The sequence below is a fragment of the Streptomyces roseus genome, assembly GCF_001044425.1.
Classification (GTDB): Bacteria; Actinomycetota; Actinomycetes; order Streptomycetales; family Streptomycetaceae; genus Streptomyces; species Streptomyces roseus.
Window position 1 is genome coordinate 40,242 of the sequence record NZ_LFML01000060.1, and the last position, 20,092, is coordinate 60,333.

A 20,092-nucleotide genomic window follows, 5' to 3' on the forward strand; every position below is an offset into this window, starting at 1 on the left:
GGCTTGAGGGCTCGGCCTCAGCCGATGGTCTTGCGGTCCTGGACGTCGCAGTCGATGTAGACCGGCGGCCTGGTCATCAGCGCCGAGAGCTGCTGAGCCAGCTCGTTGGTCTCGGGCGCGTTGCTGTTGGCCATCGCGGCCTCGTAGGAATCGAACTCGACGACGGCAAGGTAGCGGTTGGGGTTGGCCCGGTCCTTGAGCAGGGTGCGGGAGTCGGGGGCACCGGTCCGTCCCTGCGAGCGGGCCTGCTCCTCGTAGGAGCGCATGAGATCGCGCACCTCGTCGATGCGCTCGGTCTCGAAATCGATGATCTGGGCGAACTTCATGCTTCCGGTTCCTCCTGGCGCGTGCCGGCCTCGCGGGTGAGGGCCTTGCTGGCGCCAGCAAACACCGCCGCGCGGGCCACCCGCGGCCCCCACGCCCGTCACGCGCCGCGATTCCACGAGGTTGGCCGGTAGCGGGCGAACCCGGTCATGCGGGCCCGGGCGATGGACTCGGACCGCGGCGGCGATCCGACCGCTCCCGGCTGCCGCTCCGTACGGACTGCGCGACCAGTGTCGCCATCCGCCCTGGGGTCGGGAGCGCCGGGGGGTGAGTACGGCTACTCATGACCGGCGCTCGGCAGCGGCCGACGATGTGGGAACCACCGGAACCGGTGCGGAACCCACCCGAACGAGGCCCTCCATGCTCAGCCGAATCGCCGCCGCAGTCGTCCCCGTTGCCGGACGGCTGACCGTCACCTCCGAAACCGCGGCGGGTCCCGGCGCCGGCAGCATCCTGGTGGCCAACCACACCTCGCTCGCCGATCCGGCCGTCGTGATCGCGGCGCTGCGCCGCTACCGGGTCGAGCCCGTCGTCATGGCCACCGCCGGCTTGTGGCGGCTGCCACTGCTCGGAGCGGCGCTGCGCCGCGAGGGGCACATCCCGGTCCGGCGCGGAACCGCCCGCGCCGCTGAGTGCCTCGACGCCGCGGCGGCCGCACTCGCGGCCGGGCGCTGCGTCCTGCTCTACGGAGAAGGCCGGCTGCCCGAACGCACCGACGTGGGCGAGGCCGCGCCCGGGCCCTTCCGCAGCGGCCCGGCGCGACTGGCCGCCATGACCGGAGCACCGCTGGTCCCGGTCGGCCAGGCAGGCTCGCGGCGGCTGTGCTCCGGCGGCGTGGCCAAACAACTCGCGGGAGCCGTGACCGCGCCGCTGCGACGGCCCGGCCTGCACGTGCACATCGGCGTGCCGATGCGCGTTCCGGGCCCGCTCCCGGAAGCGACGCTCCGCATCCGGGCCGCCGTCAACTCCGCGTGGGAGAGCGCGATCCGCGCCCAGAGCCGATAGCGCCCCGCAGGGTGTCGTCGCCCGCGCGCCGGCCGCGGGGATCCCGTTACGCCTGCCAGGGCGGCCGGGGGCCGTGACGCATCGTCTCGTCGCGGATCACATTGCGGTGTTCCTCGTAAACCAGCCTCGCGTCATCGCTCGGGAGCGCCCCGGTGGCGAGGCCGCAGGCGCAGGTCACGACGGTGAGACCGCGGGGCGTGCGCGGCGTGTGCCCCTCGGGACCGGCCCCGGTTTCACCGGCGGGGCTCTCGTACCGGAGGCTGTGGCGGTACAGCGGCTTACGGGCCTCTCTCGGGGTACTGGCGGTGTCGTCGTGGCCGTTGTAGCCATCGGCGCTGTCGGTGCTGGTCAGGTCAACGGGGAAGCGGTGCTCGGTCATGTCCACAGTGTGGCCGCCTGCGAGCGACCCCGGCTGCTCCCACCCCACGTCCCCGTCATCCGCGCGCCGGTATCCGGCGCAATCCGGGCTTCCGGGTCCGGTCCTCGACGAGCGGGACCGACCACGACCTGTGTCCGCGCGGTTCCCGCACGTTCCCGCGCGTCTTCCGGGCTCCGCGCCGCATCATGGAGACATGGGCGACCGCGAGGACTTCCTGACCTGGATCGAGACCGATCTGTACCGGGCGGAGACCGCGCTGCACGACGGCGACCCGGAGCCCAGGCGGGCGCTCTGGTCGCACGAGGAACCGGTCAGTGTGCTGGGCGCATGGCGCAATGCCCGCGGCCTGGCGGAGGTCGACGCCCTCTTCACCGCCCTCGGTGCATCCTTCTCGCACTGCACCTCGTACGCGTTCGAGCTACTGGCGTACGACGTCGTGGGCGACATGGCCTACACGGCCGGCCTGGAGCACGTCAGCACCTCCGTCGACGGGAAACCGCGCACGTACACGCTGCGGGCCACCCAGGTGTACCGCCGTGAGAACGCGGCGTGGCGGGTGGCCCACCGCCACGGAGACACGGTCACGCAGTGACGGCAGGGACGGAACGGCGGGACGGGATGCGGCCACAGCTGACGGCCGAGTCGGGCAGCTCAGCCGGTGGCGAGTACGGAATCGTCCAGCGGGCCCGCGCCCGGCAGGTGGTGTCGGGCGGCGATCAGGGCCGCGTGCACGTCCGTCGTGCCGGTGGCGACGCACAGGGCTCGCTCGACGTCCTCGATCTCCTTGCGTACGGGCGAGCCGCCTTCCGCCGCGTCGAGGAGGGACAGCGCCCAGTAACGGTCGACGAGCCCGGGGAGCACGGCCGGGTGAGCCATCAACATGGGCGGTTGCCTTTCGCCGGGGATCGATCATGTGACCGTCGCATACCCAGTCGATCACCGTCGAACCCCCGCCCAGCCGACTCGTTCGCATGGCGCGCCAGCGGGTCGGAACGACTCCGGCGGACCGGTTCGCCAAGGTGAGGCATGGGTGCGGCGGCACAGGAAGAACGAGACCACGTCACTACGCGGTAAGGCTGGACATGGACGAGAAGAAGCAGCAGCCGAAAAGCCCGGATGATCCGGAAACGCTCTCCGACGAGGAGATGATGAGAATGATCAATGAAATCCTCGACAGCGTCCCACCCGAGCAGGCTGAGGACTGCCTCCTCGCCATCGCCGACGGGAGGGCCGCTCCCCACAGCGTCCCGGTCGAACTGACCCCCGGCCAAGCCAACAACCTCCTCCTCTTCCTCCACCGCGGCGGCGGCTGATTCCGCAGCCGCAGGCCGGCACCGGCGGTGCCACAGCGGGAGCCGGAGCCGGTACGTCATGGTCGTGTCACCGGTGCGATACAGCGCCGTCCCCACGGGAACTCCCGCGGCCCGCTCCACCGTGCCTGTCGGCGTGCGGGCCGGCACGGCACCGGTCGCCATCCCAGGGAGGTTCCCGATGCAGTACACCGAAGGCGTCCGACGTACCTCGTCCGTACTGGTGCTCGCGGCCGCGGCCGCCGCCCTGATGACGGGCTGCACCCCCACCGGCGACGCCGGCGCGGCCGACGGGCCGACGCGATCCGTCCGGTCGCCCGCCCCCGGGACCGCCGCGGGCGGCAGCGGCTCCGGCGGCACGGGAACGGCGAAGCCCGCCGTCCCGGCCTCCCCCACCCCCGCCGTGTCCGGCGGCAAGACGAAGCCCTGCACGAGTGGCGACGTGAAGGTCGCCGAGGCCCGCCAGGCTGCCGTCCGGCCCCCGGGGACGGGAACGGGCGCTGCGGTCGTCGCCGTCGCCAACGTCTCCAAGAGCACCTGCACGCTCCAGGGATTCCCCACCGTGGCGGGCGCGGGCAACGGGTCCCCGGGCAAAAACGTACCGCTGGCCACGACCCACAGCGGCTCGGTCGCCACGGTCTCCCTTGCCCCGGGTGCCCGCGCCTGGACCAAACTCACCTTCGTGAACGTGCAGGGCGAGGCCGACGGTTACTGCGTCTCCGGCGCGACGCCCGCCTCGTTCCCCACGCTCGTCGTCGGGATCCCGGGGGCGGGCGCGCACCAGACCGCCCTCGATGACGGAGTCTTCGCCCTGTGCGACAACAAGGCCACGGTCACGGCCTATTCGGCGACGAAGCCCTCGTGACGCCCTTCGGTGCGCCCTGACCCCCCGGCGGGCAGCGCGTACGCACGTCAGCGGCGGCTCAGATCTCCTTGGTGGCGTTCAAGCGGGTGATGTCCGCCGCGTAGGCGGCGGTGCGGAGCGTGGCGGTTCCCGATACGTACAGGCCGGTGCCGAGGATCGCGAAGGGGAGGGAGAGCAGGAGGCCGGCGGTGATGGGCCCCCAGTCGCGCTCGGCGTCGCAGCGCTCCCCCGTGTCCGCGCGGTAGGACACCGCGAACCTCCCGTCCTGGTGGAAGGCGCGGGACTCGCACTCGACGGACTTCAGGTGCGCGCCCTCGTCAACGCTGAAGGGGAAGACGAGCAGGTAGCCCAGCCAGAGCCAGATCAGCACGGCCGCGGCCATCAGCCCCCGGCCCCAGCCTTGTTGGCGCAGGCCCCGCACCCGGAATTCCCGGTCGTACACCTGCGCCAACGAGTTCATGGGGGTGACATTCATGGGAGCGAACCTAGCGCAGGCCCACGCCGTCAGCTGCGGTCGGCCGCCGTGCGGGCCCGTACCTCCTCCGGGGTGAGGTACTGGTCCGTGTACTCGAAGTCGCGCAGGGTCCCCGGCTTGTACGTCTGGAAGCCGGTCCGGACGAAGTCGTCGCCGGCCACGGCGTTCAGGAGCCAGTTCGTCATCACCCGGGTCTTCGCGGCCCCGGTGCGCAGCGCCGCCCAGTGGTAGCCGCGGGCCACGGCCTGGGCGGGCATGCCGCGCAGGTCGATGCCGAGCGGCCGGGAGACGCCGTCGCGGCCGCCGAGGTCCACGACGAGTCCGAGGTCCTTGTGGACGTACGAACGCAGTGGCGTGCCCCGCACCGCGGCGATCACGTTGTCGGCGGCGACCCGGCCCTGGCGCTCGGCGTGCTGCGCGGTGGGCGGGCACACGGCGCCGTCCCCGTCGGCGGCGAGGTCGGGCACGGCGGCAGCGTCGCCGAGCGCCAACACGCCGTCCGCCCCCGGCACCCGCAGGTCCGCGGTGACCACGAGCCGGCCGCTCTTCGCGGTCTCGGCGCCGAGCGTGGCGATGAGCGGGCTCGCTGCGACGCCGGCAGTCCAGATGAGGGTGCGGCAGGGCAGCACGCGCCCGTCGGTGAGGGTGACGTCCTCGGGTCCCACCTTGGCGACGGAGGCGCCGAGCGAGACCTCGATCCCCCGGCGGCGCAGCACGTCGAGGGCGGCCCGGCCCAGCCGGTCACCGAGCTCGGGCATCAGCTTCGGGGCCACGTCCACCAGGTGCCAGCTGATCTCGCGCCGGTCGAGCCGGGGGTAGCGGTCGACGGCGTTCGTGGTGAGGCGCTGCAGGGCGGCGGCCGTCTCCGTACCCGCGTAGCCGCCGCCCACCACGACGAATCCGAGCCGTGAGACCCGTTCCGCCGAGCCGGGTACGGCGGCGTCGGCCAGGTCGAGCTGGGCGATCACGTGGTCGCGCAGGTGGGCCGCCTCCGCCAGCGACTTCATGCCGCGGCCGTGCTCCGCCAGGCCCGGGATGTCGAAGGTGCGGGTCACGCTCCCCGGCGCGAGCACCAGGTGGTCGTAGGGCTGGTCCACCAGCTCCCCGGTGATCTTCCGGATGACGCAGACCTTGGCCCGGGTATCCACGCCCACGGCCCCGCCGGGCACGATCTGGGTCCGGTGGTGGCGGCTGCGGCGCAGCGACACCGCCACGGACTGGGGGGTGAGGACCCCGGACGCCACCTGCGGCAGCAGGGGCAGGTAGAGCTGGTAGGAGAAGGGGGTGACCAGCAGGATCTCCGCCTCCCCCGGTGACAGCGTGCGCTCCAGGCGGCGTACGCAGGAGACGCCGGCGAAGCCCGCGCCGACGACCACGATCCTCTGTCGTGCCATGGTGTCCGTCCCTTCTCGGGTGTACGGGTCTCCCGCACGCTTTCCCCGGCACGCCGTTCCATGCACGCGGATGCCGATTGGCCGGCTGGTGACCACCATGCTCGACGAGCACACCGCCGCAGGGGACGACGCGGCATGAAGACGCGCCAGTCCCTTAAATCGGATGACCGGCGCACCACAACCGTGCAAGCCTGGTGCGGATGTGAACCGTACCGAAAGGGAACTCCTCGTGGACCAGGATCAGGACCAGCTTCCTCCGCACCCCGACACGGAGCGCTACTCCGTGACCGTCTGCCCGCCCGCCGTCACGATCGTCTCCGAACTCGTCGCCGCCAGTGGCGTCAGCAAGTCGGACGTCATCAACCGGGCCATCCTCCTGCTGGGCTTCGTCGAGCGGGAGCGCGCCAAGGGCCACGACCTGATGATCCGTGACACCCAAGGCGCGCTCGAACGCATTCACATCATCTGAGCGGGGTCAGGTCTGCGCCGGGCCCTCTGGAATCGCGTGCACCTCGACGGGGTCGCTGCCGGGCTTCCCGCCCGGACCGGGACACGCCGATGCACGTGCGGCGATCTCCAGGGCCCGGTCCTCGCTCGCGACGTCGACCAGCCAGTAGCCGGCCAGGATGTGTCCCGGCTGCGCCGGTCCGTCGCTCACCTGCGGCCGTCCGTCGCTCCCCGCCCGAACCGTCTTGACCCGTGAGGGTCCGCCGAGCCCCTGCCCGTCCACCCACTCCCCGGCGGCCGTGAGCTCCGCGTTCAGGGCACTCATGTGGGCGAACATGGCCTGCATGTCCTCCTCGGAGTAGGAGGACATGACGGCGTCCCACTGATCGGCCGGCACGTTCATCTGGATCATGTACTTCATGGTCTTCGCCCTTCCCGGGGTGGCTGCGGCGGGTTCTCGGTCCTACGGAAAGGCAGACCCCGACCGGCCGCGGAACTCATCGGGGGTCCCCGGTGCGAGTCCGGGCCGGCCGTACGGTCCGGTCCGGTCACCTCCGCCAGAACAGGTGGTGCGTCACGCCGCTCGGGCTGGGCACGACCTCCATGTGGAACCGGTCGAGCAGCTCGTCGGGGGACTCCCAGAGTCGTACTCCCGATCCGAACTTCAACGGCGATACCGCCACGTGCATCGTGTCGACGAGGTCGGCGTCGAGGAACTGCCGGATGGTGTTGACCCCGCCGCCGAGGCGGACGTCCTTGCCCTGCGCCGCCTCCAGCGCCTGCTCCAGGACCGTGGCCGGGGCTCCGTCGACGAAGTGGAACGTGGTGTCGGAAAGGGTGAACGACGGCCGTTCGTGGTGAGTCATGACGAACACCGGGGTGTGGAACGGGGGCTCGTCCCCCCACCAGCCGCGCCACTCGTCGTCGAGCCAGGGCCCGCGCTGGGGTCCGAACTTGTTGCGGCCCATGATCTCGGCGCCGATGTTGCGTGCGTAGTCCCGCGTGAAGTAGTCGTCGAGCCCCCGGCTCCCTCCGGGATCGGTGCGCATGGGCCAGCTCGCGGTGGCGCCGGCCCAACCGAAAAGCCTCTCGGGGCCGGGGAGGCCGAACGGATTCTCCAGACTCTGGTCCGCGTCGTTGCCTGCGCCGATCCCATCGCTCGAGACGTTGAAGTTCTGGACCCTCACCAGCTGAGCCACGCGTTCCTCCTGTGGTGTAGACGACGGTGATGAGACTCTCCGGGCCGGGAAAACTCATCGGTGCCGCCGTGGGCGCACGGCCGCCGCCGCGGAGGGCACCTCACTATCCGCTCACGGCGACCAACCCGCGCAAGGCCTCGCCGCTGCCCGCCACTGACCACCCACCCGGGTGATGTCGGACGGAGGCGCCGGCCCGCCGGGCGAGCCCGGCCCGACCGCCCCGCGCAGCGGCAGCAGCACGTCCGGTGCGCAGACGGGGGTACAGGGGGTGGTGCGCGCATGACCGCGCGTTCCCGGGTAACACGCCGTCAATGAGCAACGCAACCGACGCGGGCATCAGACCCGGCCGTCTTCTTCTGCTGCCCCTGCAGGCGGCCTGCGTCGCGGGCCTGGGCCTGCTGGTGACCGGCCCGCTGGCCGGCCTGGCACCGCTGTCCTCCGAGGACGGGGTGAACGGCGCACTGGCCGCCCACCGCGCCGTGCCCGCCACGACCTTCTCGGACGCCATGTCCCTGCTGGGCAGCACCGGAAGCGTGATCGCGCTGACGATCCTGGCCTGCCTCGCACTGCTGTGCGTACCCCGCGTCCCCCGGTGGCGCGAGGCGCTGTTCCTGGCGGTCTCCGTCGCCGCGCAGTCCGCCGTGTTCGTACTCGTCACGCTCGTGGTGGACCGGCCCCGGCCCGATGTGCCCCACCTGGACCCGGCGCCGCCGACGTCCAGTTTCCCCTCCGGGCACGTCGGGGCCTCGATGGCCCTCTTCGGGGGGCTGGCCGTGCTCGCGGCGGGACGACTGCGCGGTGCCCGGCGCAACATCGTGGTGGGTCTGCTCCTGCTGCTCCCACTGGCCCAGGCCTGCTCCCGTATGTACCGGGGCATGCATCATCCCTCGGACGTGGTGGCGGGGCTGCTGAACGGGGCCTGCGCCCTGCTCGTCGTCGCGTACGCCCTGCTGCCGGGGATCTGGGCCGCAGCGCGGCCGACGGCCGGTGACGCTCTGCCCGCGGCCCGGCCCGGTGGCGGCGGCAGGACCTCGACCGGGGTGCGGGGCCGGGTCGTGGTGGTCCGTCATCCGCACGCCTGCGGCTCTGAAACGGCGGCGAGCGTGCGCGCCGTGCTGCGCCGCCACGGGTACGCGGACCAGGTGTGGGCGCAGACCTCCGCCGATGAGCCGTGCGGGGCGCTCGCCGCGCGACTCGCCGGGGCGGACACATCTCTGGTGGTGGTCTGCGGCGGGGACGGCACGGTACGGGCCTGCGCCGACGTACTGGCCGGCTCCGGGATCCCCCTGGCGATCGTGCCCTGCGGGACCGGCAACCTCCTCGCCCGCAACCTGGGGCTGCCGTCCGGTCCTGCGGCCGCCTTGGAGGAGGGCTTGTCCGGTCAGGCCGTCGGGCTCGACGTGGGCCGGCTCGACGGCGACGGGTTGACGCCGACGAGGTTCGTGGTCATGGCCGGTGCGGGTTTCGACGCGGCCATGGTGCGGGACGCATCGGAGCGGCTCAAGGCGCGCCTGGGCTGGGTCGCGTACGTGGTGGCGGCCCTGCGCCATCTGCGCGATCCCCGGATGCGGTTGTCGATCCGGCTGGACGGGGGTGCCCCGCTGGAGCGGCGGGCCCGCATGGTGGTCATCGGCAACGTCGGCTCGCTCCAGGGCGGGCTGCCGCTCCTCCCGGACGCGCGGCCCGACAGCGGCCGGCTGGAACTGGTGTTGCTGGACCCCCGAGGGCCCGGTGGATGGCTGGCGGCGGCGGGGCACCTGGCCTCCCGCGCGAAGAGCGGGTCCGCCCGGCCGGCTCCCGACGGCGGCTCGGGGCGGCCGGAGGCAGGCGGCGCGCTGGAGTACTTCAGTGCGGCCCGCATCGAGCTCCGCTTCACCCGCGCCCAGCCTCGGGAGCTCGACGGTGAGGCGTTGCCGGCCGGTACGCGGGTGACCGCCGAGGTCGAGCCGGGGGCGCTGCGGGTGTGCCTGCCGGTGCCCGCGCGCGGCGGCACGCCGCGGGAACAGGTGCCGGAACGGGTGCCGGAAGGGGCGGAGCGGGCAGGGGTCACCGACGGGGCGGAGGGGGCGGCCGCCCTCACCGTCCGCGACTGATCCCGTACGCTCGCGCGGACATCCGAGGAGAGAGGAGGAAGGTCATGGGCACCGCCACACGGGTACCACAGCGCCGTGAAGTAAAGGCAGTCGAAGCCGAGTTGCGCACGCAGGGCGAGGAGGGCGACGAGGACCTCTCCGGAGAGGAGGCATGGGCCGCGCTGCGCCGCCACGGCGGCTGGAACCTCGTACGGGACTCGTTCGTCCGGTTCCGCTACGCCGACGGGTTCAGCCACTCCCGGGCCCTGGCCCTCCAGACGGTCCTGTCGATCCTGCCGCTCGCCATCGCCCTCATCGGCCTGTCGGGAGTACTGCACACGGAGAACATCGGGCACATGGCCGAGCTGACGATCCGCCGGATCGTCAGCGGGCCCAGCCAGGACGTCGTGGACGACGCCCTGCGCGAGAGCCGCAGCCGGGCCGGGGACGGGGGCGAGGCGGCCCTCTGGTTCGGGCTGCTGTTCTCGATCGTCAACGTCACCACGGGCATGTGCCAGGTGGAGCGCGGTGCGAACCGCATCTACGGCGTGGAGCGCGACCGCCCGTTCCTCCACAAGTACAGCCGCGGCCTGGTCATGGCGGTGCTGGCCGGGCTGCCCCTCGGGCTCGCCTTCTCGCTCACCGTCCTCGGCTCCGATCTGGGCATGGCCATGACGGAGACCTACCACCTCGGCCCGGCCACGCAACGGGTGTGGGACCTCCTGCACTGGCCCGTCGGGATCCTGCTGGCGGTCGCCGCCGCCAGCGCGGTCTTCCGGCGCTCGCCGCGACGGACACAACCCGGGTACACCTGGCTGGCGTTCGGCGCCGGCGTCTACCTGGTGCTGTGGCTCGGCGCGACGTGGGGGCTGAGCCTGTACGTCGGGGCGAACGGTTCCTTCACCACGGTGTACGGGCCGCTGAGCGCGTTCATGTCGCTGCTGCTGTGGTCGTACCTGACCTCGCTCGCCCTCTTCCTGGGCCTGTCCTTCGCCGCTCAGCTCGAAGCCGTACGGGCCGGGGTGACCGGCCCGATCACGAAGGATCCCGGGGTATGAGGCGCCACAACGGGCCCGATGCCCGGTTCGGGGCGCGGCTGGCGATCACGTCGGCCGCCACCGCCGTGGCGGCCGTACCGTTCTCGCTCGCGCTGGTCCTGGTGGAGTCGCAGTGGGCTCCGTTGCACCGGATCGACCAGGGGGCGGCCGAGCGGCTGCACCACCATGTCCTCGGACACCCCTCCTGGCTGGGGGTGCTGGACTTCTTCACGCACATCGTCTGGGATCCGGTGACCATGCGTCTGCTGGTGGCCGCGGTGGTGGTGTGGCTGCTGCGGCGGCGGGCGCTGCGGCTGGCCGCCTGGGCGGCCTGCACGGCGATCACCGGAGGGCTCGTGGGCCTGCTGGCGAAGAACGCGGTCGAGCGGGCCCGGCCGCACCTGCCCGATCCCGTCGCCCACGCTCCCGGGTTCTCCTTCCCCTCCGGACACGCGATGACGGCCACCACGTCCTGCGCCGTGCTGCTGCTGGTGCTGCTCCCCGTCATCCCGAAGGCCTGGCGGCCGCTGGCGTGGGCCATCGCCGTGGTTTCGGTGATCGGGGTCGGGTTCACCCGGGTCGCGCTCGGCGTGCACTGGGTGAGCGACGTGGTCGGCGGCTGGCTGCTCGGCATCGTCGTGGTCACCGCCACGGCTTTCGCCTTCGAGGCGTGGCGCAGCGACATCGGCCGTCCGCGCACCACTGCGGCCGAGGGCCTGGAGCCCGAGATCGCGACGGCCGAACCCGAACCCCCGGCCGGGGCGGTCACTGAGCGCTCGCCGCAGGACGGACGACGATCTCGTTGACGTCGACCTCCGGCGGCTGGGACACCGCGTACGCGATGGCCTCCGCGACGGAGGCGGCGGGCAGCGCCACGGCGCGGTAGGCCTTCATGGCCTCCCGCGCCACGGGATCGGAGATGTGGTCGGCGAGTTCGGACTCGGTCACCCCCGGGGAGACGAGCGTGACCCGTACGCGGCCGTCGGACTCCTGCCGCAGCCCTTCGGAAATCGCCCGCACCGCGAATTTGGTGGCGCAGTACACGGCCGCGGTGGGCGAGACCTCGTAGGCGCCGACGGAGGCGATGTTCACGATCTGCCCGGCCCCCTGGGCGCGCATCACGGGCAGGGCGGCGGCGATCCCGTGCAGCACTCCCCGTACGTTCACGTCGATCATCAGGTCCCACTCGTCGACCGCGAGCGCGTCCAGCGGCGAGAGCGGCATCACTCCGGCGTTGTTGACCATCACGTCCAGCCGCCCGTACCGCTCGGACGCCGCGGCCACGAAGGCCCGTACGTCGGCGGCGTCCGTGACGTCGAGCCGGCGGAACGCCGCCGTCCCGCCAGCCGCGTTGATCTCCCGTGCCAGTGCTTCCAGTCGCTCCGTGCGCCGTGCCCCGAGGAGCAGCGGATGCCCGTCGGCGGCGAGCCGCCTGGCGGCGGCCTCCCCGATCCCGCTGCTCGCTCCGGTGATCGCCACGACTCTGGGTTCGTTCCTCATGCCTGCTCGACTCCTCGACGACGGTCGCAGGTCCGTCCTGCCCGACCGAGTCTTCGCGAGCCGAGGGCGGGCGACCAGGACGCGGGTTGCCCGGGTGCGGGTTGCCCGGGTGCGGGCTGCCCGGGTGCGGGCTGCCCGGGTGCGGGCTGCCTGGGTGCGGCACACCCAGGCAGGGCACATCGCCACGGTCTAGCCTGTGGCCATGACCACGACCTCGGCGGACCGTGCCCTCGGCGAGTTCCTCCACGCGCGCAGGGCGGCGCTGCGGCCGCAGGACATCGGGTTGGCGAGCTGCGGCGTGCGCAGGGTGGCCGGGCTGCGCCGCGAGGAGGTCGCCGTCCTGGCCGACGTCAACGTGGACTACTACGCCCGCCTGGAGCAGGGCCGCGAGCGCAACCCCTCCCCGCAGGTCCTCGACGCGCTCGCGCACGCCCTGCGGCTGCGCCCCGACGCCCACGCCCACCTGCACCGCCTGGCCGGTTCAGCGCCGGCCGACCGCCCGACGACCGACCGGGTCGACCCGGCGCTGCTGCGGCTCCTCGACGGTTTCTCCGGCTGCCCGGCGTTCGTCGTCAACGCCGCCCTGGACATCCTGGCGGCCAACCCCCTTGCTCAGGCCCTGCATTCGCCGTTCACGCCGACGGACAACCTGGCCCGCATGGTCTTCCTCGACGAGGCCGGCCGGGACTTCTACATGGACTGGGCCTCGGCGTCCCGGGGCACGGCGGGCCACCTCCGCGAGGCCACCGGCATCGCCCCGGACCATCCCCGCCTGCGCGATCTCGTCCGTACCCTCACGGCCGGGAGCCCGGAGTTCGCCCACCTGTGGACCACGCACGAGGTCCTGGCCAAGACAGGGGACGTGAAGCACCTCCACCACCCGGCGGCCGGCCCGTTGACCCTGACCTACCAGTCCTTCGACGTACGCGCCGCCCCGGGCCAGCAGCTCATCGTCTACCAGCCGGCCCCCGGCACCCCGACCGCCCGAGCCCTGTCCCGGCTGGCGGCCGCCGCCGGCGGCCACGGAGACCGGGGGTGATCCGCCGGTCGCGCCGGTCGGCTACGCCGCGTGCGTGCCGTCGGCCGGGGACGGCACCTCCAGGACGAAGAAGAGGAAGCACGGGCCGGCCGAAAGGGCACTGAAGTCGTCGGCCGGCGTACTCGTCGGCCTCCTCGGCGGCGGCCGCGCGGCGTCCGAGGCCTCGGCGTCTTCGCGCGGCGGCTTGACCGATGGAGCCGCGGCGACGTAGTTTCTGCCCCACTGACTCGTGAGCTGGCGGAAGGGGGCGAAACCGGATGTCGACCGTCTCCGAACTGCTTCGCCCCGCCCACCAGGTCGCCTGGGCTCCGGGTCGTGTCGCACACGGCTGCTAGCAGCCCTTCTTCCCGGCGTGCCCGTTCGCGGCCCCGGTTCTTCGCAATTTCTGTCACCGCCTCGGCACCCGATCGCGTGCCGAGGCGCGCACTCCGGGTTCTGGAGATGCGCCACCGAATCAGAAGGCTCCTGACATGGCGACTAGGACGACCGGTTCCACCGCGCACCGAAACGAGGACGTGCCGTGGTAGCGGCGCGGATCACGGTCAACGGGAAGGAAGCACCGATCTCCCCCGCGGCGCCCCACACCACGGTGCTGGACTTCCTGCGCGAACGCGGCCTCACCGGCACCAAGGAAGGGTGCGCCGAGGGCGAATGCGGCGCCTGTTCGATCTTGGTGGCCCGTCCCGGGGTGGACAAGCCCACTGACTGGGTTGCGGTCAACGCCTGCCTCGTCCCGGTCGCGGCGCTCGACGGTCAGGAGGTCGTCACCTCCGAGGGTCTCGCCACGGCCGGCGAGCCCGGCACCGCGCCCACGCTGCATCCGGTGCAGGAGGAGATGGCCGTCCGCGGAGGATCCCAATGCGGCTACTGCACACCCGGATTCATCTGCAGCATGGCCGCCGAGTACTACCGGCCCGACCGCTGCGCGAAGGCGAACGCGAACTCGGACTCGGACTCGGACTCGGCTCACGGCAGCGCTGATCCCGAGCACGGGCCGAACGGTTTCGACCTGCACGCGCTGAGTGGAAACCTGTGCCGCTGCACCGGCTACCGCCCGATCCGCGACGCCGCGTTCGCCGTCGGTCCGCCCACCGAGGACGACCCCCTGGCCCGGCGCCGGGAGCGACCCGCCCCCGAACCGGTCGCCACCGCATACGTCCGGGACGAGGCCTCGTTCCTGCGGCCGGGCACCCTGACCGAGGCACTGCGGCTCCTGCGCGAGCGGGCCGACGCGGTGGTCGTCGCCGGCAGCACCGACTGGGGCGTGGAGGTGAACATCCGCTCCCGCCGGGCGAATTGCGTGGTGGCGGTGGATCGCCTGCCCGAATTGCGGCAGCTGAGCATCGGATCCGACCACGTCGAGATCGGGGCGGCGATGACGCTCACCGAGATCGAACGCCGCCTCGACGACAGCGTCCCGCTGCTCGCCGGCCTGTTCCCGCAGTTCGCGTCGCGGCTCATCCGCAACAGCGCCACCCTCGGCGGCAACCTCGGTACCGGCTCCCCCATCGGTGACAGCGCTCCCGCGCTGCTCGCGCTGGAGGCGTCGGTGGTGCTCGCCGCCGCCGACGGAGAGCGCGAGGTCCCCCTCTGCGACTACTTCACCGGGTACCGGCAGAGCGTACGGCGGCCCGGCGAGCTGATCCGCGCGGTACGCATTCCACTGCCGCTGTCGCCGGTCACCGCATTCCACAAGATCGCCAAGCGGCGCTTCGACGACATCTCCAGCGTGGCCGTCGCGTTCGCGCTCGACATCGAGGACGGCACCGTCCGCACGGCGCGCATCGGCCTGGGCGGAGTGTCCGCCACTCCGATCCGTGCCCTCGCCACCGAGAGGGCCCTGGAGGGCGAACCGTGGGCGGCGCGGACCGTCGAGGCCGCGGCCCGCGTGCTCCAGGCCGAGGGCACACCCATGGACGACCACCGCGCGAGCGCCGCGTACCGCTGCGCGATGCTCCGCCAAAGCCTGTTGAAGCTGTACGCACAGACCACCGAGCAGACCACCGAGGCCGTGCCGTCATGAGCCAATTGTCCCAGCGTCCCGAAAAGCCCGTCGTCGGTGTTCCGATGCCGCACGAGAGCGCCGCCCAGCACGTCACCGGCTCGGCGCTCTACACCGACGACCTGATCCACCGCACCAAGGACGTGCTGCACGCGTACCCGGTCCAGGTCATGAAGGCCCACGGCAGGATCATCGCGCTGCGCACCGAACCCGCCCTCGCCGTGCCCGGTGTGGTGCGCGTGCTCACCGCTGCCGACGTGCCCGGCGTCAACGACGCCGGCATGAAGCACGACGAACCGCTGTTTCCCGACGAGGTCATGTTCCACGGCCACGCCGTCGCCTGGGTGCTCGGCGAGACCCTGGAGGCGGCCCGGCTCGGCGCCGCCGCCGTCGAGGTGGAACTCGACGAACTGCCCTCCCTGATCACGCTCCAGGAGGCGATCGCGGCCGGCAGTTTCCACGGCGCCCGACCCGTGATGCTGGCCGGTGACGTCGAGGCCGGGTTCGCCGACTCCGCGCACGTGTTCACCGGCGAGTTCCAGTTCTCCGATCAGGAGCACTTCTACCTGGAGACGCATGCGGCCCTGGCCCTCGTCGACGAGGCGGAGCAGGTCTTCGTGCAGAGCAGCACCCAGCATCCTTCGGAGACCCAGGAAATCGTCGCGCACGTGCTCGGCCTGCACAGCCACGAAGTGACCGTCCAGTGCCTGCGGATGGGGGGCGGCTTCGGCGGCAAGGAGATGCAGCCGCACGGATTCGCGGCGGTCGCCGCGCTCGGTGCGAAACTGACCGGTCGGCCGGTCCGGGTGCGGCTCAACCGGACCCAAGACCTGACCATGTCCGGCAAGCGGCACGGGTTCCACGCCACGTGGAAGATCGGCTTCGACACCGAGGGCCGGATCCAGGCCCTGGACGCCACCTTGACCGCGGACGGCGGCTGGAGCCTGGACCTGTCCGAGCCGGTGGTGGCCCGCGCGCTGTGCCACATCGACAACACCTACTGGATCCCGCACGCGCGCGTCGCCGGCCGCATCGCCAAGACCAACAAGGTCTCCAACACCGCCTTCCGCGGTTTCGGCGGACCACAGGGCATGCTGGTGATCGAGGACATCATGGGCCGGTGCGCACCGCTACTCGGCCTTGATCCGATGGAGTTGCGGGAGCGCAACTTCTACCGGCCGGGCCAGTTCACACCGTACGGACAACAGGTCGGCCAGGCCGAACGGATCTCCGCCGTCTGGCAGCAGGTCAAGGACGGAGGCCGTCTCGCCGAGCGCCGGCGCGAGATCGAGGCCTTCAACGCCGCACACCCGAACACCAAGCGGGCCCTGGCGATCACCGGCGTCAAGTTCGGCATCTCGTTCAACCTGACCGCCTTCAACCAGGGCGGCGCGCTCGTACTGATCTACAAGGACGGCTCGGTCCTGATCAACCACGGCGGCACCGAGATGGGCCAGGGCCTGCACACCAAGATGCTGCAGGTGGCCGCGACCACGCTGGGCATCCCGCTGCGCAAGGTGCGCCTGGCCCCGACGCGCACCGACAAGGTGCCCAACACCTCGGCCACCGCCGCCAGTGCCGGGGCGGACCTCAACGGTGCGGCGGTGAAGAACGCCTGCGAGCAGTTGCGCGAGCGGCTGCTGGAGGTGGCCGGCACCCGACTGGGCGCGAGCGCCGCGGACGTGCGCATCGTCGAGGGTGTCGCGCGCGTCCTCGGCACCGAGGCGGAGCTGGCCTGGGACGACCTGGTGCGCACCGCGTACCTCCAGCGGGTCCAGCTGTCCGCGGCCGGCTTCTACCGGACCGAGGGCCTGCACTGGGACGCGAAGGCGTTCCGGGGTACGCCGTTCAAGTACTTCTCCCACGGCGCCGCCGCGGCCGAGGTGGAGGTGGACGGCTTCACCGGCGCGTACCGCATCCGGCGGGTGGACGTCGTGCACGATGTCGGCGACAGCCTCTCCCCGATGATCGACATCGGTCAGGTGGAGGGCGGTTTCGTACAGGGCGCGGGCTGGCTCACGCTGGAGGACATGCGCTGGGACGGCGGTGACGGGCCGGGCCGCGGCCGGCTGCTGACCCAGGCCGCGAGCACCTACAAGCTGCCGAGCTTCTCGGAGATGCCCGAGGAGTTCAACGTCACGCTGCTGGAGAACGCCACCGAGGAGGGCGCCGTCTACGGGTCCAAGGCGGTGGGTGAGCCTCCGTTGATGCTGGCGTTCTCGGTGCGGGAGGCGCTGCGGCAGGCCGCCGCGGCCTTCGGGCCGGCGGGAGTCAGCGTGGAACTCGCCTCACCCGCGACGCCGGAGGCGGTGTACTGGGCGATCGAAGCGGCCCGTGGCGGCGACGCGGGGGGCGGCGACGACGCCCGCGAGGGCGGCGAAGTTCGCGTCGACACGAGCGCTTTGAGCCATGCCTGACATGAGCTGGGTGGCCGCGGTCGCGCGGTTGCGGGCCCGCCGGGAGCCCGGCGCGCTCGTGACCGTCGCGACCGTGCGCGGCCACGCGCCCCGCAGGGCCGGCGCCAAACTCGTCGTGGGACGGTCCGCGACCTGGGGTTCGATCGGCGGCGGCAACATCGAGGCCGTGGCCATCGACCGGGCCCGGGAGGTGATCGCGGAGCCCGACCCACGACCGGAGATGATGGATTTCGCCCTCAACGACAAGGTCACCGGCCCGCACGGCGTGCAGTGCTGCGGCGGAACCGTCAGCGTGCTGCTCGAACCGCTTCCGGTGGTCCCGGCGGTGGCGATCTTCGGCGTCGGGCACGTCGGCTGGGCACTGGCACGCATCCTGGCCCGCCACGATCTCGATCTGCACCTGGTCGACAGCCGCCCCGAGCAGCTCGCGGACGAACGGCTCGCGGTACTCGCCGACGCGGTGGCGCAGGTCCACGTGCACCACACACCCCTGCTGCCGGAGGACGTGCTCGCGAAGCTGGCTCCCGGGACGCACGTCCTGATCATGACCCACGACCACGCCGAGGACGCCGCGCTGTGCGACGCCGCCTTGCGCACCGCCGGACTCGGCTCGATCGGATTGATCGGCTCGGCCGCCAAGGCGGCGCGGTTCCGGCATCGCCTGACCACCGAGGGCGGCCATGAGCCCGCCGCCATCGACCGGATCAAGACCCCGATCGGGATGACGGAGATCACCGGCAAGGAACCCGCCGCCATCGCCGTCAGCGTCGCGGCGGACCTGCTCCTGACCTTCGAACGTGACAGGCGCTGACCGCCGCCCGCCGCCCGCCGCGAAACCCTCGCGTGTTACCCGGCGGTAGGCCATGATGGCGGCGACCATCCACGAGGCCGGGGGCTGAGACAGCGGTGACGAGTTTCGACGAACAGGGCATGTCCGGCGGAGGGGCCGGAGCCGGCGGAGGGGGCGTCGTCCACGCCTTCACGGACGACGCCCTGGGAGAGCACGACGGCGTCGGCCTCGCCGCGGCGATCCGGCGGGGCGAGGTTTCCGCCGCCGAGGCCGCCCGGGCCGCCGTGGAGCGGGTGCGGGCGGTCGAGGCGCGGCTGGGCGCGGTCCAGACGTACGTCGATGCCCCGGCGCCCGCTGCCGCGTCGGACGGTGTCTTCGCCGGGGTGCCGACCTTCGTCAAGGACAACACCGACTACCTCGGCCTGCCCACCGGGCACGGCAGCGCGGCCTTCCGCCCGGGCGCGGCGCGGCGGCACGCGCCGTTCACCCGACAGTTCCTGAGCAGCGGGGTCACGGTGCTGGGGAAGACCCGGCTGCCCGAGTTCGGGTTCAGTCCGACCACCGAGTACGAGGGCGCCGAACCGGTCCGCAACCCCTGGCACACCGGCTACTCGGCGGGCGGTTCGTCGGGCGGCAGCGCGGCCCTGGTGGCGGCGGGAGCGGTGCCGATCGCACACGCCAACGACGGCGGCGGCTCGATCCGGATTCCGGCCGCCTGCTGCGGTCTGGTCGGCCTCAAACCGACCCGGGGCCGGGTCGTCGCGAACGCCCAGAGCCGTCAGCTGCCCCTCGACCTGGTCTGCGACGCGATCGTGAGCCGTTCCGTGCGGGACGCCGCCGCTTTCCTCGCCGCCGCCGAGCGGTACCGGCCCGGCCCCGGGCTGCCGCCCGTGGGCCTGGTCGAAGGCCCTTCGGGGCAACGGCTGCGCATCGGCTTCCTGCAGGACTCGCCGAACGGAGTCCGCTCCGATCCCGCGACGCGGGCGGCGATCGCGCAGACGGTGACCACGCTGGAGGGGCTCGGCCACAGCGTGGAGCCCGTGGATTTGGCCATCGATCCGAGTTTCACGGACGACTTCCTCGCGTACTGGGGGATGCTGTCCTTCCTCATCGGCGTCACGGGCCGCACCCTCGGCGCGGACTTCGACCGGCGCCGCATGGACGGCCTCAGCCGGGGACTGCGCGAGGAGTACCTGCGGAACTGGCGGCGCACCCCCGCGGTCGTGCGGAGGCTGAAGCGGACGAGGGAGGCGTACGCGGCCTCGTTCCGGGGGCTGGACCTCGTGCTGTCGCCGGTGCTCGCCCACACCACGCCGCCCGTCGGCCACCTCAGCCCGACCGTTCCCTACCCGACCCTGATCGAACGGATCCTCGCGTACGTGGCGTTCACACCGGTCGACAACGTGGTCGGCACGCCCTCGATCTCGGTGCCGTCGGCGAGCGCCACGGAGGGCGGGCTGCCCATCGGCATCATGTTCTCCGGCCGCCCCGGCGCGGAAGGGAAACTGCTGGAGGTCGCGTTCCAGCTGGAGGCCGACCGCCCGTTCCGGCGCATCCAGGACCTCTGACACCGCTGCGGACCACCGCGAACCGCAGCGGAGGTCGCGTACGTCGCGTACGCGCCGGAGCCGTCGGCCGGTCTTGGGGCCCCGACCAGCCGGGGGGGGAAGGCTGGCCGGGGCGGCCCTGCCCCAGCCGGGGGGGGGTGGCTGGGCAGGGCGTACGGGAGGCGGGATGCACGGACGACGGATCTCCTCCGCCGTCGGCACGTCCACCGCACCCCTGTCACGGTACTCCCCGCAGGTGCCATTACCCCGCCGCCGCACGCCCGGATGTG

21 protein-coding genes are annotated in these 20,092 nt (G+C 72.5%); 13 read left to right on the forward strand and 8 right to left on the reverse strand.

Going from position 1 to position 20,092, the window contains the following annotated elements; genetic code table 11:
* Positions 1 to 17 precede the first annotated feature (17 nt).
* Positions 18 to 326 carry a hypothetical protein gene (locus tag ACS04_RS15705; protein WP_048477220.1) on the reverse strand — a complete coding sequence of 103 codons (309 nt, stop codon included), beginning with the start codon at positions 324 to 326 and terminating at the stop codon, positions 18 to 20.
* Between the two features lie 358 nt (positions 327 to 684).
* Between ACS04_RS15705 and ACS04_RS15710 the strand changes: the two genes are divergently transcribed.
* A complete protein-coding gene (locus ACS04_RS15710) occupies positions 685 to 1,329 on the forward strand; it encodes a lysophospholipid acyltransferase family protein (protein WP_048477221.1) in 645 nt (214 codons plus the stop codon).
* A 46-nt stretch (positions 1,330 to 1,375) separates the two neighbouring features.
* Here the strand turns inward: ACS04_RS15710 and ACS04_RS15715 are convergent, their stop codons facing one another.
* Positions 1,376 to 1,708, reverse strand: coding sequence for a hypothetical protein (locus ACS04_RS15715; RefSeq protein ID WP_158977294.1), 333 nt, complete (start codon positions 1,706 to 1,708; stop codon positions 1,376 to 1,378).
* Positions 1,709 to 1,901: 193 nt separating this feature from the next.
* Here ACS04_RS15715 and ACS04_RS15720 point away from each other — a divergent pair, with 193 nt between their 5' ends.
* A complete protein-coding gene (locus ACS04_RS15720; RefSeq protein WP_048477223.1) occupies positions 1,902 to 2,300 on the forward strand; it encodes a nuclear transport factor 2 family protein in 399 nt (132 codons plus the stop codon).
* A 59-nt stretch (positions 2,301 to 2,359) separates the two neighbouring features.
* On the opposite strand, the gene ACS04_RS15725 is transcribed toward ACS04_RS15720, so the two are convergent.
* Entirely contained in the window at positions 2,360 to 2,590 is a 231-nt protein-coding gene (locus ACS04_RS15725; protein ID WP_048477224.1) for a DUF5133 domain-containing protein, read from the reverse strand.
* Positions 2,591 to 2,790: 200 nt separating this feature from the next.
* Between ACS04_RS15725 and ACS04_RS15730 the strand changes: the two genes are divergently transcribed.
* Complete coding sequence (locus ACS04_RS15730) at positions 2,791 to 3,021, forward strand: hypothetical protein (protein ID WP_048477225.1); 231 nt, start codon at positions 2,791 to 2,793, stop codon at positions 3,019 to 3,021.
* 178 nt (positions 3,022 to 3,199) lie between these two features.
* Positions 3,200 to 3,883 carry a DUF4232 domain-containing protein gene (locus tag ACS04_RS15735; protein ID WP_053080788.1) on the forward strand — a complete coding sequence of 228 codons (684 nt, stop codon included), beginning with the start codon at positions 3,200 to 3,202 and terminating at the stop codon, positions 3,881 to 3,883.
* A gap of 58 nt (positions 3,884 to 3,941) precedes the next feature.
* Here the strand turns inward: ACS04_RS15735 and ACS04_RS15740 are convergent, their stop codons facing one another.
* Entirely contained in the window at positions 3,942 to 4,358 is a 417-nt protein-coding gene (locus tag ACS04_RS15740) for a hypothetical protein (protein WP_158977297.1), read from the reverse strand.
* A 29-nt stretch (positions 4,359 to 4,387) separates the two neighbouring features.
* The gene (locus tag ACS04_RS15745) at positions 4,388 to 5,752 is read right to left on the reverse strand and encodes an NAD(P)/FAD-dependent oxidoreductase (protein ID WP_048477227.1); all 1,365 of its coding nucleotides are present in this window, start codon (positions 5,750 to 5,752) and stop codon (positions 4,388 to 4,390) included.
* Positions 5,753 to 5,981: 229 nt separating this feature from the next.
* Between ACS04_RS15745 and ACS04_RS15750 the strand changes: the two genes are divergently transcribed.
* Entirely contained in the window at positions 5,982 to 6,221 is a 240-nt protein-coding gene (locus ACS04_RS15750) for a hypothetical protein (RefSeq protein ID WP_048477228.1), read from the forward strand.
* A 6-nt stretch (positions 6,222 to 6,227) separates the two neighbouring features.
* On the opposite strand, the gene ACS04_RS15755 is transcribed toward ACS04_RS15750, so the two are convergent.
* The gene (locus tag ACS04_RS15755) at positions 6,228 to 6,611 is read right to left on the reverse strand and encodes a YciI family protein (RefSeq protein WP_245236410.1); all 384 of its coding nucleotides are present in this window, start codon (positions 6,609 to 6,611) and stop codon (positions 6,228 to 6,230) included.
* A gap of 136 nt (positions 6,612 to 6,747) precedes the next feature.
* Positions 6,748 to 7,398 carry a dihydrofolate reductase family protein gene (locus ACS04_RS15760; protein WP_048477230.1) on the reverse strand — a complete coding sequence of 217 codons (651 nt, stop codon included), beginning with the start codon at positions 7,396 to 7,398 and terminating at the stop codon, positions 6,748 to 6,750.
* A 311-nt stretch (positions 7,399 to 7,709) separates the two neighbouring features.
* Here ACS04_RS15760 and ACS04_RS15765 point away from each other — a divergent pair, with 311 nt between their 5' ends.
* Genes ACS04_RS15765 through ACS04_RS15775 form a run of 3 tightly spaced genes read left to right on the forward strand, consistent with a single transcriptional unit; the run spans position 7,710 to position 11,313 of the window.
* A complete protein-coding gene (locus tag ACS04_RS15765) occupies positions 7,710 to 9,491 on the forward strand; it encodes a bifunctional phosphatase PAP2/diacylglycerol kinase family protein (protein WP_063839272.1) in 1,782 nt (593 codons plus the stop codon).
* A 44-nt stretch (positions 9,492 to 9,535) separates the two neighbouring features.
* Positions 9,536 to 10,528, forward strand: a complete 993-nt coding sequence (locus ACS04_RS15770; RefSeq protein ID WP_048477231.1) for a YihY/virulence factor BrkB family protein — start codon at positions 9,536 to 9,538, stop codon at positions 10,526 to 10,528.
* Positions 10,525 to 11,313 carry a phosphatase PAP2 family protein gene (locus ACS04_RS15775; protein WP_048477232.1) on the forward strand — a complete coding sequence of 263 codons (789 nt, stop codon included), beginning with the start codon at positions 10,525 to 10,527 and terminating at the stop codon, positions 11,311 to 11,313. The genes ACS04_RS15770 and ACS04_RS15775 overlap by 4 nt, the downstream gene beginning before the upstream one ends.
* Here ACS04_RS15775 and ACS04_RS15780 read toward each other — a convergent pair.
* Complete coding sequence (locus tag ACS04_RS15780) at positions 11,273 to 12,007, reverse strand: SDR family oxidoreductase (RefSeq protein WP_048477233.1); 735 nt, start codon at positions 12,005 to 12,007, stop codon at positions 11,273 to 11,275. The genes ACS04_RS15775 and ACS04_RS15780 overlap by 41 nt on opposite strands.
* A gap of 202 nt (positions 12,008 to 12,209) precedes the next feature.
* Between ACS04_RS15780 and ACS04_RS15785 the strand changes: the two genes are divergently transcribed.
* The 5 genes from ACS04_RS15785 (at position 12,210) to ACS04_RS15805 (ending at position 19,823) form a co-directional block, all read left to right on the forward strand.
* Entirely contained in the window at positions 12,210 to 13,046 is an 837-nt protein-coding gene (locus ACS04_RS15785; RefSeq protein WP_048477234.1) for a helix-turn-helix domain-containing protein, read from the forward strand.
* 520 nt (positions 13,047 to 13,566) lie between these two features.
* Entirely contained in the window at positions 13,567 to 15,069 is a 1,503-nt protein-coding gene (locus tag ACS04_RS15790; protein WP_048477235.1) for a xanthine dehydrogenase small subunit, read from the forward strand.
* Complete coding sequence (xdhB, locus tag ACS04_RS15795) at positions 15,066 to 17,465, forward strand: xanthine dehydrogenase molybdopterin binding subunit (RefSeq protein WP_048477236.1); 2,400 nt, start codon at positions 15,066 to 15,068, stop codon at positions 17,463 to 17,465. The genes ACS04_RS15790 and xdhB overlap by 4 nt, the downstream gene beginning before the upstream one ends.
* A gap of 1 nt (position 17,466) precedes the next feature.
* The gene (gene xdhC, locus ACS04_RS15800; RefSeq protein WP_107438617.1) at positions 17,467 to 18,276 is read left to right on the forward strand and encodes a xanthine dehydrogenase accessory protein XdhC; all 810 of its coding nucleotides are present in this window, start codon (positions 17,467 to 17,469) and stop codon (positions 18,274 to 18,276) included.
* A gap of 119 nt (positions 18,277 to 18,395) precedes the next feature.
* Positions 18,396 to 19,823, forward strand: a complete 1,428-nt coding sequence (locus ACS04_RS15805; RefSeq protein WP_048477279.1) for an amidase — start codon at positions 18,396 to 18,398, stop codon at positions 19,821 to 19,823.
* Positions 19,824 to 20,092 lie beyond the last annotated feature (269 nt).

Coding starts and splice junctions, on each gene's coding strand:
- ACS04_RS15705 (WP_048477220.1), bottom strand. CDS start 326: ATGAAGTTCGCCCAGATCATCGATTTCGAGACCGAGCGCATCGACGAG.
- ACS04_RS15710 (WP_048477221.1), top strand. CDS start 685: ATGCTCAGCCGAATCGCCGCCGCAGTCGTCCCCGTTGCCGGACGGCTG.
- ACS04_RS15715 (WP_158977294.1), bottom strand. CDS start 1,708: ATGACCGAGCACCGCTTCCCCGTTGACCTGACCAGCACCGACAGCGCC.
- ACS04_RS15720 (WP_048477223.1), top strand. CDS start 1,902: ATGGGCGACCGCGAGGACTTCCTGACCTGGATCGAGACCGATCTGTAC.
- ACS04_RS15725 (WP_048477224.1), bottom strand. CDS start 2,590: ATGTTGATGGCTCACCCGGCCGTGCTCCCCGGGCTCGTCGACCGTTAC.
- ACS04_RS15730 (WP_048477225.1), top strand. CDS start 2,791: ATGGACGAGAAGAAGCAGCAGCCGAAAAGCCCGGATGATCCGGAAACG.
- ACS04_RS15735 (WP_053080788.1), top strand. CDS start 3,200: ATGCAGTACACCGAAGGCGTCCGACGTACCTCGTCCGTACTGGTGCTC.
- ACS04_RS15740 (WP_158977297.1), bottom strand. CDS start 4,358: ATGAATGTCACCCCCATGAACTCGTTGGCGCAGGTGTACGACCGGGAA.
- ACS04_RS15745 (WP_048477227.1), bottom strand. CDS start 5,752: ATGGCACGACAGAGGATCGTGGTCGTCGGCGCGGGCTTCGCCGGCGTC.
- ACS04_RS15755 (WP_245236410.1), bottom strand. CDS start 6,611: ATGATCCAGATGAACGTGCCGGCCGATCAGTGGGACGCCGTCATGTCC.
- ACS04_RS15765 (WP_063839272.1), top strand. CDS start 7,710: ATGAGCAACGCAACCGACGCGGGCATCAGACCCGGCCGTCTTCTTCTG.
- ACS04_RS15770 (WP_048477231.1), top strand. CDS start 9,536: ATGGGCACCGCCACACGGGTACCACAGCGCCGTGAAGTAAAGGCAGTC.
- ACS04_RS15775 (WP_048477232.1), top strand. CDS start 10,525: ATGAGGCGCCACAACGGGCCCGATGCCCGGTTCGGGGCGCGGCTGGCG.
- ACS04_RS15780 (WP_048477233.1), bottom strand. CDS start 12,007: ATGAGGAACGAACCCAGAGTCGTGGCGATCACCGGAGCGAGCAGCGGG.
- ACS04_RS15785 (WP_048477234.1), top strand. CDS start 12,210: ATGACCACGACCTCGGCGGACCGTGCCCTCGGCGAGTTCCTCCACGCG.
- xdhB (WP_048477236.1), top strand. CDS start 15,066: ATGAGCCAATTGTCCCAGCGTCCCGAAAAGCCCGTCGTCGGTGTTCCG.
- xdhC (WP_107438617.1), top strand. CDS start 17,467: ATGAGCTGGGTGGCCGCGGTCGCGCGGTTGCGGGCCCGCCGGGAGCCC.
- ACS04_RS15805 (WP_048477279.1), top strand. CDS start 18,396: ATGTCCGGCGGAGGGGCCGGAGCCGGCGGAGGGGGCGTCGTCCACGCC.